Raw genomic sequence first — 14129 nt, 5'->3', positions numbered from 1 at the left:
CGAAACGACACCGACAAACCCACGCCACGACGCCGGCCACCAGCCCCGATCCCCCGGCGGCTAAAACTGCCGGTCCCCTCGGGCCGCACTGATGGAGGGGCTGTTCTGGGGTTGCGCCGGCATCGGCTTGGCGATCGTCATGCTGGCGCTGGCGCTGGCGGCGATCGGTCAGGCCGCCTCCCCGAAGCAGATGCTGGAATGGGCGCCGGAGTGCTTCGGGGCGCCGGGTGACCTCAAGCTTGCGGCGCTGGCGATCTCCGAATCGGAGGGCGACAGCGATGTTCGGAACCTGCGGACCACCGCGCGCCGGGACGGCGACGACTGCGTGATCGACGTCGACAAGATTTGGATCGGCAACGGCGGCATCGCCAATGTGCACGTGGTCAACGCGGTCGTCGACGAAGAACTGGGCCACCGCGGCCAGGCTCTGTTCATCGTGCCGGGCGGGGCTCCGGGGCGACCGATCATCGACAACCAGGGCATCGGGTTTCCGCTGGCGGAGTTGGCCACCCAGATCGACGCCGCGCGGCTACTGACCTGGCGGCCAGCGAAGTCGCGGTCCGCGCCACCTCGCAGGCCATCCAGACGCTGGGTGGTTGGGGCTATATCACCGACCACCCGGTCGAGAAGTGGTATCGAGACGCCAAGCTCTACACCATTTTCGAAGGAACCAGCGAAATCCAGCGCATCGTGATCTCCCAGGCGCTGGGCGCCGCGGAAGGTGTCCCGCCGCTGCACGTCGAGATCGAACCGTCCGGCGGCCCGCTGAACCGGCTGTTCGGCCGCGGCACCCCGTTGCGCACCCGGGCGGCCAGCGCGGCGCTGTCGATGCAAGACCGCATTCCCGAACCGGTCATGCGCCTCGCGATGAAAGCGCTGCGGCCCCCGTGCAACTGAGCGGCGCTGGCCCGCTCACCGGGTGGTTCCGGCGAGAACGGTGTCCAGGCCCGCCGCGAATCGCTGGTCGCGGTTGCCGGTGAGGATGGCGATCGCGTCGTCGCTGTCCGAGATCCGGGGATAGTCGGTGGCGCCGATGGCTTCCACCAACGCATCCCACTCATCGGCGTCGGCGAGCTCCACGAAGGCCTGCTCGAGGACCACGAAACCCGTTGTGGAGGTGCGTAGTACCAACGCGGTGTTGCCGGCGCTGAATGGCGGCACCGTGATGGCTTGCAACAGGGTCATCAGCGTGGCCGACAGTTTGAGGGTGGCGGCAAACGGTGCGTAGGAATCCGCCACGATCCGTCCGCCGTCGCGGAAGGCCAGCATCGCGTCGCGCATCCGTGTGCAACACAGCTTGACCTGATCGACGGACGGGTGGGCGATGTCGATGTCGTCGAGGTCGATCGTGGCGTAGATGGCATCGGCCATTGCCCGCTGCAGGTCCTTCCGGTCCCGGAAGTGTTTGTACAACGCGCCGGGGCTCACCTGGGCGGCCCCCGCCAGTCGGCGCATGGTCAACGCGTCGAGGCCGTTCGCCGCGACGTAGCCGTGCGCCAGCGCCACCAGCTTGTCTCGGCTCAATCCGCGCTTGACCATCGGCGTCGAGCCTAGAACGCCCCGCTTCGAACCGTTGGTGAACAGTGTTTACTATCGATCTGGAGTGAGCAGCGGAGGGTGACTGATGACCGACCATGCCGTGGTGATAGCCGGAGCGGGCCCGACCGGACTGATGTTGGCCGGCGAGTTGGCGCTGGCGGGCGTCGACGTCGCCATCGTCGAGCGGCGCACCGCGCACGACCTGATGGGCTCCCGGGCGGGGGGTATGACGCCGCGCACCATCGAAGTTCTCGATCAGCGGGGGATCGCGGAGCGGTTCCTGAACCAAGGGGTCACCGGCCAAATCGGGCACTACTCGTGGCTTCGCCTCGACATCTCGGATTTGCCCACCCGGCACAACTACGGGCTTGGGCTACCGCAGTACCGCATCGAGCGCACCCTAGCCGACTGGGTGGGCGAGTTAGGCGCGCCGATCTATTACGGCCAGGAGGTCACGGGTTTCGCCCAGAACGACGTCGGTGTTGAGATCGACCTGTCGGACGGCACGGTGCTGCACGCTGAATATCTCGTTGGGTGCGACGGCGGCCGCAGTGTCATCCGTAAGGTCGCCGGCATCGACTTTCCGGGATGGGATCCGTCGATCAGCTGCCTGGTTGCCGATGTCGAGATGGGCGCGGAACCGCCGTGGGGTCTGCACCGCGACGAGGCCGGCTTCCATTCCTTTTTCAAGTTGGAGGACGGCGGACCGGTGCGGGTCATGGTGGCAGCACGGTACGCCGGCCAGGCTGGTGAGCCCAGCCTGGGCGACGTCCGCGGGGCGCTCCTGGCGGTGCGCGGCACGGACTACGGAATACGTTCTGCCGCGTGGATTTCCCGGTTCACCGACGTCACCAGGCAGGTGACGTCCTACCGAGACAAGCGGGTGCTGCTCGCCGGCGACGCCGCCCACGTGCACTTGCCGATCGGTGGCCACGGCCTCAACACCGGGATCCAAGATGCGGTCAACCTCGGTTGGAAGCTGGCGCAGGTGGTGCACGGCGCGTGCCCCGAGGCGTTGCTGGATACCTACCATGCCGAACGGCACCCGGTCGGCGCGCGCATGTTGCACAACACCATGGCCCAGACCGCGCTCATCGGCCCCGGCGAACGTATCGGCGCCCTGCGCGACACCATGTCCGAGCTACTGAGCCTGGATGCGCCGCGCACCCGGATCGCGGCGACGATGTGCTGGTTGGACATCCACTACGACCTCGGCGCCGGGCATCCGCTGTTGGGCCGCCGCATGCCCGACCTCGACGTGGTCACCTCCGACGGCCCGGTCCGGGTGTTCCCGCTGCTGCACCCCGCCCGCCCGGTGCTGCTGAACTTCGGTCCGCCGCTGGACGTCTCCGGGTGGGCCGACCGCCTGCGGGTGATCGATGCGCACTACACCGGGGTGTGGGAGCTGCCGGTCCTGGGTCGGGTGGTGGCCCCGGCGGCCGTGCTGATCCGCCCCGACGGGCACGTCGCCTGGGTGGGCGACGGCACCGACGCCGGGTTGCGCGACGCGTTGACGCGCTGGGTCGGATCACCCGCCGCCGGATCCGCGGCGAGCGAAGGCCGGGGCGCGCTCGGGCCGCACCCCGACGCCGACGAAGTAGGCCGGAATGGCGGCGAGCCACGGCAGCAGGTTGATCACACGGAACAGCGCGGCCGGTGGGGTGACGACCTCGCCGCGCACGATCGGGCCGAGCAACACCCGATGCATCACCCGCTGCACGGATTGCGTCACCGCGGCGGGCAACGCCCGCCGTCGCCGCACCGCGGCCAGGGCGCGGCCGGTGACCCGGTGCTGTCGCAGCGGCTCGGCCAGTAAGGTCGCGGCGGCGACGGCGTCTTGGATCGCCAAGTTGATCCCGACGCCGCCCACCGGGGACATCGCGTGCGCGGCGTCACCGATACACAGTAGCCCGTCGGTGTGCCAGCGGCGCAGCCGGTTCACCCGCACGTCGAGCACTTTGACGTCGTCCATCGAGGTCAGCCCGGTCACCGTCTGGGCGGCTTCGGGCACCAGGTCGACGACGTCGCGGCGAAACGCGTCGAGTCCGCGCGCCCGCAGCTGGGCGTCGCCGCCCTTGGCCCCCAGATACGCGACCTGGAAGTAGTCCTGGCGGGGGATCAGGATGGCGGCCTTGCCGCGGGCGAGGCGGGGCACCAGAGAGAATTCGGCGGCGCCGTCGCGGGGGAGCCGAAACCACCACACGTCGAAGTTCACCGGAAATTCGCGCACCTTGAGGTTCGCTTCGTGACGAGCCAAAGAACCCCGGCCGTCGCAGGCCACCGTCAACTCGGCCCGCAATTCGCCGGGCCCGTCGGGACTTTGGTAGCGCACCCCGGTCACCCGGCCGCCCTCGCGCAGCAGCCCGGTGACTTCGGTGTGCATGCGTAAGGTGAAGCTCGGCTCGGCTCGCGCGGCCTCGGCGAGCAGGTTCAGCAGATCCCACTGCGGCACCATCGCGATATAGGGATGCGGTTGGCGCAGCCGCCGGAAGTCCACCAGCGTCGCCACGCGCCCGTTGGATTCCAACCGCGCTTGGCGCACCTCGGAGTGCGGCAACGCCGCGAAGCGATCCCACAACCCCAACTCGTCGAGCAACCGCATGGTGGTCGGGTGCACGGTGTCACCACGGAAATCCCGTAGGAAGTCGCCGTGTTTTTCCAGCACGGTGACGTCCACGCCGGCGCGGGCCAAGAGCAGCCCGAGCACCATCCCCGCCGGGCCGCCGCCGATGATCGCGCAGGTGGTCGTCTCAGTCGCCATCGATGTCCTCAGTCGTGTGGTCGGGTCTATCACCGCATCCGGCGTGGAAGCTCACGGTCTCAGCTCGACGAATCCCGCAGCGCTGAAATCGCCATCAAAGGCATAGGCGTCGCGCACGTTCTTCTTCCGCATCAGCGCGAAGCTTGTTGCATCGACAAACGAATACTCTCGCTCGTCGTGTCGAGCCAGCCATTCCCATGCGTGCTCCTCCAACTCGGCGGTAATGTGCTCGACCCGAACAACCGTGCTGTACCGGATTGCCGCGGCAGCAAGGGCGACGCGATGACCACAGCGCCGGTTGAGCAGTGTCCAGGTTTCGCCCAGTACGTGGTTGGAGGTCACGACAACGGAGGGTTTGGTGGCCCACAGTTTCCTAGCAGTCGCATGACGCGCGTCCTTGGCGTTGCCAAGCGCAGCCCAAAAGGATGTGTCAACGAAGATCATCCCTGCGACCCATAGACCACGTCATCAACGGATGCGGACAGGTCGGCTTGAGCTTCGAACGATCCTATGAAGGCGTCAACCGGATCTTGACTCGGCGCGTGCAGACGATCAGCCACGTACTCCCGTATGAGGGCTGCCTTCGACTTACGCCGCCGCCGGGCTTCAACACCAAGTGCGTGGTCGACGTCCTCCTCTATATAGATCTGCAGCCGTTTCATATCGCTTAAATATACGCCGTACTGTTAACCGATGTATACAGCGCAAGCCCAGAATGAAGAGCTGCTGCCGACGGGTTTCGATGGCCTAACAATTCGGCTCTGCCTCGGCCGCGATGCTCGCACAACTAGGGCTCAACGTGCTCAAGTGAGAGCCGATGGTCCTCTCGAAGCTCTCCGCCCGCCGCTTGACCGTTGCCGCGGCGGCCTGCGCGGTTCTGCTTGCTGTCGGGGAGCCGGCGGCGGTGGCGGCTCCCGATACCGATGATCAGGGCTTCATCGACTCCACGGCACGCTGCGCCGCGCCCGACGTGGCGGTGGCCTTTGGCCGCACCGACAGCTCGCGGGTGGCGATCTGCAAGACACCGGATGGCGGGTTGGAGTACCGCGGCGTGCGGGTACGGGACGGCGCCAAACTGATCGCTCCCGCATCGCACTCCGGCGGCGTCACCTACGTCGCCGACAGCGACGGATTCACCTATACGGTCACCCGGGACTCGTTGGTCGTCAGCGAAGGTGGAGACGTCATTCGCCGCGAGCCGATGGTCGAATTCCATGAGCCCGGAGCCCCCGCCGCCCCGGCGCCAGCACCGCCGAGCCCGCCGGCGGAGCCGACCCCGACCCCGACCGAGCCGCTGCCGCCGCCGTTGCCCGCCGAGGTGGGTGGCTAGCGCCCGTGGTATCTTCGCCACCGTGAACACCGTCGCGCGCCGCTATTGGCGCTTTATCTCGGCTCCGGGCGGGGCCGTAGAGGAAGCGTCAGTCTGACAAATCCGCGCGACTAACACCCGGAGCCCAAGCAGTGACCGCCAGGTCGCTGCTTTCGTCATTTCAGGGCATCGGGAACCCGCGGGCGTGCCCTGACACCACCAGGAAGGCACCCCATGTCCATCACCGATACCGTCACGACCGCCATTGACACCGCCGATCGTCGGATCACCGCATTCCGGGAGCTCTCGACGCCGGATGAGATCCGAGCCGAACTCCCGCTGACGCCCCGCCGGGCCGCCGCGGTCCAGCACGACCGGGTCCAGATCGCCGACATCCTGGCCGGCCGCGACGACCGCCTGCTGTTGGTGGTCGGGCCCTGCTCGGTGCATGACCCGGATGCCGCGCTCGACTACGCTCGTCGACTCGCCCCGCTGGCCAGCCGGCACGCCGATCGACTGAAAATTGTGATGCGGGTGTACTTCGAGAAGCCGCGCACTACCGTCGGCTGGAAGGGCCTGATCAACGACCCCACCATGGATGGCACCTTCGACGTGGAACGCGGGCTGCGCACCGCCCGGCGGCTGCTGCTGGACATCATCGACATCGGGCTTCCGGTGGGGTGTGAATTCCTGGAACCCACCAGCCCCCAATACATCGCCGACGCGGTCGCGTGGGGCGCCATCGGCGCCCGGACCACCGAGTCGCAGGTGCACCGCCAGTTGGCGTCCGGGCTGTCCATGCCGGTCGGCTTCAAGAACGGCACCGACGGCAACATCGCGGTCGCGATCGACGGCGTGCGCGCCGCCGCCGCACCGCACAGCTTCTTCGGCGTCGACAACCGGGGCCGCGGGGCCGTCGTCGAGACCACCGGCAACCCGGACTGTCACGTGATCCTGCGGGGCGGTTCGCCGGGCCCCAACTACGACGCCGGGTCGGTGGCAGCAGCGGTGACCCAGCTGCGCGCAGCGGGACTGCCCGACCGGGTCATGATCGACTGCTCGCACGCCAACTCCGGCAAGGACCATCGTCGGCAGGTGGCGGTCGCGGCCGAGGTGACCCACCGCATCGCCGCGGGCGAAGCCGGGATCACCGGCCTGATGTTGGAAAGCTTCCTGGTCGCCGGGGCGCAACCGCTGGGCGCTGACCTGGTGTACGGCCAATCGGTCACCGATCAGTGCATGGACTTTGCCGCCACCGCCGAGCTGTTGGCGGGTCTGTACACCGCGAAAGGCTGAGCCCCGGGCGACAAGACCGGAAAACCCGCACCGGGCAGAACGCGCCGGGATGCGGTACAGTCCTCACCGACCCAATGACGGAACTCCAGTTCCGTCCGCTCGGGGTCGACATGTGCACCGTGGCGCGTGTGTCCACACCAATTCGCGTGGTGCGCTGCCCTGCAGCGGTAGGAAGGCGAGGAGATAGGCCGTGTTTCGACTGTTCAAGAAGGCGTGGATCCCACTGCTTCTTGTCGTCGTGGTCGCGCTGGGCGCGTACGTCGTCGTCCGTGTCCGGGACAGTTTCGGTGCCGGTTCCCGCGCGTCAAGCGGCGAGGTAGCTGCCGATACGAAACCCTTTAATCCCAAACACATCACGTATGAGGTCACCGGGGCGGCCGGTGGCAGTGTCAGCGTCAATTACCTCGATGAGGACGGCCAGCCCCATCTCGTCGAGGATGCCGCGCTGCCGTGGTCGTACACCATCGTGACGACGCTGCCCTCGATGTCGGCCAACATTGTCGCCCAGGGCGATCCGAGCATGCGTCATATCCGATGCCGGGTGATCGTCGACGGCAATGTCCGCGACGACCGCAGCATCGACGAGTACCAACCCTTCATCTACTGCTTGGTGAAATCCGTATGAGCAACGCGCATTCGGCGCCCCGCCGCCCCGCTATCGCCCACCTGCTGCGGACCCTGTCGGTACCGATCCTGCTGTTTTGGGTGCTCCTGGTCATCGGCACCAAACTGCTCTCGCCCGGGCTGGACGAGGTGGCGGCCAAGCACTCGGTGCCGATAACGCCCACGGACGCGCCCGCGTTCAAGGACATGATGAACATCGGGCACAAATTCCAGCAGTACGACACCGACTCCACGGCGATGGTGGCGCTGGAAGGCGACGGTCCGCTCGGCGACAGTGCGCACGAGTACTACAACAAGATCGTCGCCAAACTCAAGGCCGACAAGCATGTGCAGAACGTTCAGGACTTTTGGAGTGACCCGCTGACCGCGGCCGGCTCGCAAAGCCCGGACGGGAAGGCGGCCTACGTGCAGGTCTTCCTCGACGGCGCCCAGGGCACCACGCCCAGCCACGAGTCGGTGGCCGCGGTGCGCAAGATCGTTGCCGACGTCCCGGCGCCGCCGGGCGTCAAAGCTTATGTGGCCGGCAACACCGTGCTCAACGCCGACACCAGCGTGGTCGGCCACAAGAGCATGGCGACCATGGCGGCAGTGTCGATCCTGGTCATCTTCGTGATGCTGCTGGTGATCTACCGCTCGCTGGTGACCACGATCATCGCCTTGGTGGTGGTCGGCGTCGAACTGTTTGCCGCGGAAGGCGTGGTGGCCACCGCGGGCAATTTGAACATCATCGGCCTCACCCCCTACGCCGTGAGCATGGTCACCATGCTCACCATCGCCGCAGGGACCGACTACCTCATTTTCCTGTTGGGCCGCTATCACGAAGCCCGATCCCGCGGTCAGGACCGCGAAGAGGCCTTTTACACCGCCTACCACGGGGTGGAGCACGTCATCTTGGGTTCGGGCCTGACGATTGCGGGGGCGTGCCTGTGCCTGACCGCAACCCGGCTGCCGTACTTCCAGACCATGGGGTTGCCCTGCGCGATCGCCTTGGTGGTCACGGTCTTCGCCGGTCTGAGCCTGGCGCCCGCGATCCTGGTCGTCGCGTCCAAATTCGGCCTCTGCGACCCGAAACGGGAAGTCTCCGAGCGCGGCTGGCGCATCATCGGGACCGCCGTGACCCGGTGGCCGAAACCGATCATTGTCGTGACCAGCTTTGTCGCCGTTATTGGTTTCGTCGGCCTGCTGACCTATGTGCCGAACTACAACGACCAGAAGTTCACTCCGCCAGACATTCCCGCCAACGTCGCGCAGGCGGCCGCCGACCGGCATTTCTCGCCGGCGCGGATGAACCCGGAGTTGCTGATGGTCGAAGCCGACCACGATCTGCGCGACCCGTCGGACATGCTGGTCATCGACCGGATCGCCAAGAGCGTCTTTCATGAGCGCGGCATCGGGCGGGTGCAGACCATCACCCGACCGCTGGGGGCGCCGATCGAGCACAGTTCGCTGCCGTTCGTGATCGCGATGAACAGCTCCGGCACCTTGCAGACCGCGAAATTCATGAACGACAGCATGGCGTCGATGCTCGAGCAGGCCGACGAGATGGGCCGCACCATCGCGACCATGGAACACATGTACGGCGTGATGAAAGAGGTCACCGACACCACGCACGAGATGACCGGCGACATGCACGTCATGCAGGACGACATCGAGCGGGTGCGCCAGCATGTCGCCGATTTCGACGACCAGTTCCGGCCGCTCAAGAACTACTTCTATTGGGAGCCGCACTGCTTCGACATCCCGATGTGCTGGTCGTTGCGGGCCATCTTCGACATGCTCGACGACGTCGACATCATGACCGACGACCTGTCGTTGACGGTGAAAGACATCGACAAGCTCGATGTCTTGATGCCACAAATGTTGGCGGATCTGCCGAAAACCATCGAGTCGATGAAAAAGATGCGCGGCTACATGCTGGCCACCCACAGCTCGATGGCCGGTATCCAGCGCCACATGCAAGAGGGTGCCGAGGGGTCCACGCTGATGGGCAAATACTTCGACGAAGCCCACAACGACGACACCTTCTATCTGCCGCCCGAGGTTTTCGACAACCCCGACTTCAAACGCGGCCTGAAAATGTTCGTCTCACCCGACGGTAAGGCGGTGCGCTTCATCATCACCCACCAGGGCGACCCCGCCTCGGTGGAAGGGATCCAGCACGTCCAGGGCATCAAGCAGGCGGTCGCCGACGCCATCAAGGGAACACCGCTGGAATCGGCGAAGGTGTCGCTGGCCGGCACCGCCTCGATGTACAGCGACATGCAGGACGGGGTCAAGATCGACCTGATGATCGCCGGGATCGCCACGGTGATTCTGATTTTCGCGATCATGCTGGTGATCACGCGAAGCCTGGTGGCCGCCGTGGTGATCGTCGGCACCGTACTCGCCTCGCTGGGCACCGCCTGCGGTCTGTCCGTGCTGCTGTGGCAGGACATCCTGGGGGTGGGGCTGCAATGGATCGTGCTGCCGCTATCGATCATCATCTTGCTGGCCGTGGGCTCGGACTACAACCTGCTGGTGGTCTCGCGGCTCAAGGAAGAAATCCACGCCGGCCTCAACACCGGGATCATCCGCGGGATGGGCGCCTCGGGCCGGGTGGTCACCGCGGCCGGAATGGTGTTCGCGGCCACCATGGCGTCGATGATCGTCAGCCCACTGCGAACGATCGGGGAGTTGGGCACCACGATCGGGATGGGTCTGCTGGTCGACACGTTCATCGTGCGCGCCTTCATGACCCCGGCGATCGCCGCCGTGCTCGGGCATTGGTTCTGGTGGCCGCTGAATACCTTCCGCACCACCAAGAAGGATGACCCCGAGCCCGAGCCGGCGCCGGATGCGAACACCGCGCCCATCCCGCTGCCGACGACGGTGTAATCACGCGGACCGGCCTTTCGAGGCGGTGCGGGATCTGATGAGATCGGATCTATGACCGAACCGGAGTCGAAGCTGCGCCAACGCACCGATGGGCGCCTGGACCGATCCCGCGATCCGGCGATCCTCAACGCCGCGCTGGCCGCGCTCACCGAGCACGGCTACGACGCCACCAACATGGACGACATCGCCGCGCGGGCCGGCGTGGGGAAGGCGGCGATCTACCGGCGGTGGTCGTCGAAAGCCGCGTTGATCACCGACGCGCTGGTCTACTGGCGGCCGGACCTGCTCACCGATGACGCGCCCGATACCGGCAGCCTGGTGGGCGATCTCGAATTTCTGGTCGACCGCGCAGCGCGCAACGACAAGGACGTGATCCCCAATGACCTGGTGCTGCGTGTCGCCGTGGAGGCCACCCGCGACCCCAACCTGGTGTCGGCGATCGACGATCTGATACTGCTGCGGGGCACGCGCATCGTCTCGGCGATTCTGGCGCAGGCCGCGGACCGCGGTGAAATACCCGCCGACCGGGACTGGTCCCTGGTCGCCGACGTGCTCACCGCGATGGGTCTGCTTCGGGTGGTCCGGGGACAAACCGTCGACGCCAACTACGTGCGCCAAGTCATCGACACCTTGGTGCTGCCCGCGGCGCACGCACCGCGCAGCTAGCCAGATTGCCCAAGGCCGCCTGCTGCGCCCCACTTACCCTATGCGCCACACCTACCCCTGGCAGGAGGATGCACACGTGCTGCAAATGGATATCGCATGCGCTACTGCCCTCATACACCTCGACCTGGCCCGCAGGTCCGCCGGGCCGCCGCGGATCATCGTCCACCCGAACGGAGCCGTTGCATGACCGAACGCGATGACCGCCTTGACATCACCGACGTGCTGATCCGCTACGCCACCGGGATCGACCGGCGGGACTGGCCGCTGTTCCGCGCGGTGTTCACCGACGACTGCGAACTCGACTACGGCGAGATCGGGGCGTGGAACGGCGTCGATGCCATCACCGAGTTCATGGATCAGGCCCATGCGATGGCCGGCCACACCATGCACCGACTGACCAACCATGCGATCACCATCGACGGGGACCACGCGGCGGCGCGCACCTACGTCGATGGCCTGATCATGGCCGCCGACAACAACTCCGGTGTGAATGCCGTCGGGTTCTACGACGATGAGCTGGTGCGCACCGAGAACGGGTGGCGCATCGCCCGCCGACGCTTTACCCCGGTGCGGGTCAGCACCGTGGGCGACGCCTCATGACAACCGTTCCGCGCACACAATGCCGAGCCAGTCGTCGCTGGCCAGCCCGCGCGCACCGGTCGGGTCGTAGCGGCGCAGCAAGTCGGTGACACTGGCGTGGTCGCGGCGGGTGAAGCCGTGCGCGCCCAGCAGTTCCGCCACGCCGGGCGCGGTGAAGCCGCTGCGGTACGGTTCGCCGCGCCGGGCCACCATCCGGGTCACCCGACGGGCGCTGGCCCACCGGCTGCGCCCGGCGACCACGTCGGCATCGAGGTAGTCGAACACCAGCCGGCTGCCGGGTGCACACAGTGCCGCGAGGTCGGCGAGGGTCTGGTCGATGGCGTGGCCGGTGAGATACATGCTGACCCCGAGCCAGACGATCACGCTGCGCCGCGCCGGATCGAACCCGCTGTCCAGCAGCCGGGTGCGTAACGCGCCGTCTTCGAAATCGCAGGGCATCCAGACTGTCTGGCTGGCGCGCGGCGATGGGCACAGCCGCTCGGTCACCGGCCGTTTGGCGGCCTGGGTAGCGGGAGCGTCAACTTCGAAGATGGTCACCGGGGTGTCGGCCCGGCGCAGGCTGGTGGTGTCGAAGCCGGCGCCCAGTAGCACCACCTGGTCGACGCCCGCGCGGATCGCCGCGTCGACGACGTCGTCGGTGAAACGGACCCGCAGCACGATGTGGGCGTGCAGCCCACCCCACCATCGGTCGAAAATCCGCAGCGCCGCCGCGGCGGGCAGCCGGTGGGCCAGCAGGGCCCGTACGGCCGGATGGGAGACGAAATGCCGCGAGGCCGGATCGTCGAGCAGGCGCCGCGGCTGCATGCTCTCCGCGGCGCGCTGGGCGGCGTTGATCTGTGCGGTCAAACTCGCCCTGTGGTCCAGCCGCCGGTCGCTCACTGGGTCTACGGCAGTCATGTCCATGACGCTACGACGACACCGGTTCGACAGTAAGGTCCAGTTTCATGTCAGATTCGTGGACCAGTGACGCCGGCGGGGTCGATCTGCACCTTGATCTGCCCGCGGGCCGCGGCCGCCGCGCGGCACTGGAACAGGCGCTGCGCCAAGCCATCCGCAACGGGCGGCTGGCACCGGGGGAGCGGGTGCCGTCGTCGCGCGCGCTGGCCACCCAACTCGGGGTCGCCCGCGGCACGGTGGTGGAGGCCTACGCGCAACTGACCGCCGAGGGTTACCTGCGCAGCCGGCCCGGGGCGGTCACCGAGGTAGCGGGCGGACCGGGGGTGGTGCCGCAAACAACGGCCGCACCCAGCCCGCCCCGGGTGGTGGCGGACTTCCGGCTCGGCCGCCCCGACCTGAGCATGTTTCCGCGGGCGGACTGGCTTCGCGCGTTGCGACGCGCCTTGCAGGTCACCCCGCATGCGGAGTTGGGTCCGCTCGATCCGCGCGGCTCGCCACAGTTGCGCACGGCGCTGGCCAACTACCTGGGCCGGGCGCGCGGTGTGCTCACCACCCCCGACCGGGTAGTCATCTGTAGCGGATTCACCCAGGGGCTGCGGCTGGTGGGCGACGCGCTCGCCACCGCGGGAGCCGCGGCGGTTGCCCTGGAAAACCCCTGCCTGCCCGATCACCGGGCAACGGTGGCCGCCAGCGGTCTGCACGTTGTCGCGCTCGACGTCGACGACCGCGGCGCCCGCCCGGACGGGCTTGCCGCCCAGTCGGTGGCGGCGGTGCTCCTCACCCCGGCCCATCAGGCCCCGTTGGGTGCGACGCTGGCCGCCGACCGGCGCGCCGAGTTCATCGAGATCGCCACCCGCCAGGGCTCCTATCTGATCGAAGACGATTACGACGGCGAGTTCCGCTACGACCGCCACCCGGTTGGGGCGCTGCAGGGTCTGGCACCCGAACGGGTCGTCTACGCCGGCAGCGCGAGCAAGAGCCTGGCCCCCGGGCTGCGGCTGGGCTGGCTGGCGCTACCGGCCGACCTACTCGACCCGGTCATCGAAGCCAAGCGCCGCGCCGACCGCGGCACCGACATCCTGGCTCAGCTCGCCTTGGCCGAGCTGATTCGATCCGGGTCCCTGGACCGGCATATCCGACGGATGCGCCGGCGCTACCGGCACCGCCGCGACGCGTTGCTGGACACCCTCCGCCGCTACGCCCCGGCGATGCCGGCACACGGCATCGCCGCGGGTCTGCATGCGGTCGTGACGCTGCCCGACGGCATCGCGGAGGTTGATGTGCTGGACGCCGCGCGGCGGCGCAACATCGCGCTCACCGGGTTGGCGCCGTTCTGGCACCCCGGCCCGCGCCGGGCCGAGGGCGTCGTGCTGGGTTACGGCACCCCGGCCGAACACGACTATCTGGCCGCCCTCGGCCATCTCGGTCGGCTGTTACGCGCCACGAGCCGCGGTTGAGATTGCCTACCGGGCTGCGGATCTGGCCTTGGGCTCAAGCGGTCGCTGCAACACCTGATTGGTTTAGGGGTGTTGTTCGATGGCGTTTCGGAAGCAGGGCAGCAAA

Annotated in this window: 13 protein-coding genes and 2 pseudogenes; 10 read left to right on the top strand and 5 right to left on the bottom strand. The window is 67.5% G+C overall.

The features are described from left to right. Positions 1 to 91: 91 nt before the first annotated feature. Together ACAG26_RS13990 and ACAG26_RS13985 are read left to right on the top strand one after the other, a co-directional pair. Positions 92 to 648, top strand: a pseudogene (locus tag ACAG26_RS13990) (acyl-CoA dehydrogenase family protein); the annotation flags it as partial. A 42-nt stretch (positions 649 to 690) separates the two neighbouring features. Then, positions 691 to 897, top strand: a complete 207-nt coding sequence (locus ACAG26_RS13985; RefSeq protein WP_370483451.1) for a hypothetical protein — start codon at positions 691 to 693, stop codon at positions 895 to 897. A gap of 15 nt (positions 898 to 912) precedes the next feature. Here ACAG26_RS13985 and ACAG26_RS13980 read toward each other — a convergent pair whose 3' ends face one another. Continuing rightward, positions 913 to 1539, bottom strand: coding sequence for a TetR/AcrR family transcriptional regulator (locus ACAG26_RS13980; RefSeq protein WP_370483132.1), 627 nt, complete (start codon positions 1537 to 1539; stop codon positions 913 to 915). A gap of 85 nt (positions 1540 to 1624) precedes the next feature. Here ACAG26_RS13980 and ACAG26_RS13975 point away from each other — a divergent pair. Further along, a pseudogene (locus ACAG26_RS13975) lies at positions 1625 to 3094 on the top strand (FAD-dependent monooxygenase); the annotation flags it as partial. Here the strand turns inward: ACAG26_RS13975 and ACAG26_RS13970 are convergent. The 3 genes from ACAG26_RS13970 to ACAG26_RS13960 are packed head-to-tail and all read right to left on the bottom strand — an operon-like array spanning position 3068 to position 4962. Then, positions 3068 to 4300: an FAD-dependent oxidoreductase gene (locus tag ACAG26_RS13970; protein ID WP_370483129.1), complete on the bottom strand. Its 1233-nt coding sequence runs from the start codon at positions 4298 to 4300 to the stop codon at positions 3068 to 3070. The pseudogene ACAG26_RS13975 and the gene ACAG26_RS13970 overlap by 27 nt on opposite strands. 51 nt (positions 4301 to 4351) lie before the next feature. After that, on the bottom strand, positions 4352 to 4744 hold the full coding sequence (locus tag ACAG26_RS13965; protein ID WP_370483126.1) for a PIN domain-containing protein: 393 nt from the start codon (positions 4742 to 4744) through the stop codon (positions 4352 to 4354). After that, positions 4741 to 4962, bottom strand: coding sequence for a CopG family transcriptional regulator (locus tag ACAG26_RS13960; protein ID WP_370483122.1), 222 nt, complete (start codon positions 4960 to 4962; stop codon positions 4741 to 4743). The genes ACAG26_RS13965 and ACAG26_RS13960 overlap by 4 nt, the downstream gene beginning before the upstream one ends. 155 nt (positions 4963 to 5117) lie before the next feature. Between ACAG26_RS13960 and ACAG26_RS13955 the strand changes: the two genes are divergently transcribed. The 6 genes from ACAG26_RS13955 to ACAG26_RS13930 all read left to right on the top strand — a co-directional run bounded on the left by ACAG26_RS13955 (position 5118) and on the right by ACAG26_RS13930 (position 11669). Further along, positions 5118 to 5630, top strand: coding sequence for a hypothetical protein (locus ACAG26_RS13955; protein WP_370483120.1), 513 nt, complete (start codon positions 5118 to 5120; stop codon positions 5628 to 5630). A 213-nt stretch (positions 5631 to 5843) separates the two neighbouring features. Continuing rightward, positions 5844 to 6905 carry a 3-deoxy-7-phosphoheptulonate synthase gene (locus ACAG26_RS13950; RefSeq protein WP_370483118.1) on the top strand — a complete coding sequence of 354 codons (1062 nt, stop codon included), beginning with the start codon at positions 5844 to 5846 and terminating at the stop codon, positions 6903 to 6905. Positions 6906 to 7095: 190 nt separating this feature from the next. Then, positions 7096 to 7530: an MmpS family transport accessory protein gene (locus ACAG26_RS13945; RefSeq protein ID WP_370483115.1), complete on the top strand. Its 435-nt coding sequence runs from the start codon at positions 7096 to 7098 to the stop codon at positions 7528 to 7530. Then, positions 7527 to 10403 (top strand): RND family transporter, encoded by a 2877-nt coding sequence (locus tag ACAG26_RS13940; RefSeq protein ID WP_370483114.1) that lies wholly within the window; start codon positions 7527 to 7529, stop codon positions 10401 to 10403. Before ACAG26_RS13945 ends, ACAG26_RS13940 begins: the two co-directional genes overlap by 4 nt. Positions 10404 to 10454: 51 nt before the next feature. Then, entirely contained in the window at positions 10455 to 11069 is a 615-nt protein-coding gene (locus ACAG26_RS13935; protein WP_370483112.1) for a TetR/AcrR family transcriptional regulator, read from the top strand. Positions 11070 to 11252: 183 nt separating this feature from the next. After that, positions 11253 to 11669, top strand: coding sequence for a nuclear transport factor 2 family protein (locus ACAG26_RS13930; RefSeq protein ID WP_370483108.1), 417 nt, complete (start codon positions 11253 to 11255; stop codon positions 11667 to 11669). On the opposite strand, the gene ACAG26_RS13925 is transcribed toward ACAG26_RS13930, so the two are convergent. Continuing rightward, complete coding sequence (locus ACAG26_RS13925) at positions 11664 to 12548, bottom strand: class I SAM-dependent methyltransferase (protein WP_370483428.1); 885 nt, start codon at positions 12546 to 12548, stop codon at positions 11664 to 11666. The two genes, ACAG26_RS13930 and ACAG26_RS13925, sit on opposite strands and share 6 nt — an antisense overlap. Positions 12549 to 12613: 65 nt before the next feature. Here ACAG26_RS13925 and ACAG26_RS13920 point away from each other — a divergent pair, with 65 nt between their 5' ends. Then, positions 12614 to 14023 carry a PLP-dependent aminotransferase family protein gene (locus ACAG26_RS13920; RefSeq protein ID WP_370483106.1) on the top strand — a complete coding sequence of 470 codons (1410 nt, stop codon included), beginning with the start codon at positions 12614 to 12616 and terminating at the stop codon, positions 14021 to 14023. The last annotated feature ends 106 nt before the right edge of the window (positions 14024 to 14129 follow it).

Origin of the sequence: Mycobacterium sp. pUA109, assembly GCF_041287095.1 — a bacterium.
Lineage (GTDB): Bacteria > Actinomycetota > Actinomycetes > Mycobacteriales > Mycobacteriaceae > Mycobacterium.
Note: the sequence above shows the minus strand (reverse complement) of the source record. Positions and strands in the feature narration are given on the sequence as shown.

Bases quoted from the DNA above. Each gene is read 5' to 3' on its own strand.
- ACAG26_RS13980 (WP_370483132.1), bottom strand. From the start codon at position 1,539: ATGGTCAAGCGCGGATTGAGCCGAGACAAGCTGGTGGCGCTGGCGCAC.
- ACAG26_RS13970 (WP_370483129.1), bottom strand. From the start codon at position 4,300: ATGGCGACTGAGACGACCACCTGCGCGATCATCGGCGGCGGCCCGGCG.
- ACAG26_RS13965 (WP_370483126.1), bottom strand. From the start codon at position 4,744: ATGATCTTCGTTGACACATCCTTTTGGGCTGCGCTTGGCAACGCCAAG.
- ACAG26_RS13960 (WP_370483122.1), bottom strand. From the start codon at position 4,962: ATGAAACGGCTGCAGATCTATATAGAGGAGGACGTCGACCACGCACTT.
- ACAG26_RS13955 (WP_370483120.1), top strand. From the start codon at position 5,118: ATGGTCCTCTCGAAGCTCTCCGCCCGCCGCTTGACCGTTGCCGCGGCG.
- ACAG26_RS13950 (WP_370483118.1), top strand. From the start codon at position 5,844: ATGTCCATCACCGATACCGTCACGACCGCCATTGACACCGCCGATCGT.
- ACAG26_RS13940 (WP_370483114.1), top strand. From the start codon at position 7,527: ATGAGCAACGCGCATTCGGCGCCCCGCCGCCCCGCTATCGCCCACCTG.
- ACAG26_RS13935 (WP_370483112.1), top strand. From the start codon at position 10,455: ATGACCGAACCGGAGTCGAAGCTGCGCCAACGCACCGATGGGCGCCTG.
- ACAG26_RS13930 (WP_370483108.1), top strand. From the start codon at position 11,253: ATGACCGAACGCGATGACCGCCTTGACATCACCGACGTGCTGATCCGC.
- ACAG26_RS13920 (WP_370483106.1), top strand. From the start codon at position 12,614: ATGTCAGATTCGTGGACCAGTGACGCCGGCGGGGTCGATCTGCACCTT.